The following is a 234-nucleotide window of genomic DNA, read 5'->3' on the forward strand; positions in this document are numbered from 1 at the left end:
CCACTAGCTACGCCAATCTTAAAGTCTTCAAAGCTACCGCTCACTTGAACAGGCGTAGACAAGCCAAATATTTGCGCCCGTTTGGCTTGTGGCCGCAGGATCATATTGACCTGTTGCTGGTCGAAGTCTACTTGGGTTTCGCCCAGTAATCGCATACGAGAAGTATCCGCAAGCAATACGTTTTGGGCTAACTGGCCATCTTTACTATCAAATACTGCCACCACGCAATTGAGG

The 234-nt window shown here is 48.3% G+C and carries 1 protein-coding gene; it reads right to left on the reverse strand.

Features of this window, described 5'->3' with window-relative positions; all coding sequences use genetic code 11:
- On the reverse strand, positions 1-221 hold a 221-nt coding region (locus Q4528_RS16225; protein WP_303522802.1), incomplete at its 3' end, for a hypothetical protein.
- Positions 222-234: the final 13 nt, after the last annotated feature.

Origin of the sequence: Staphylococcus pasteuri (assembly GCF_030547725.1) — a bacterium.
Classification (GTDB): Bacteria; Bacillota; Bacilli; order Staphylococcales; family Staphylococcaceae; genus Staphylococcus; species Staphylococcus pasteuri.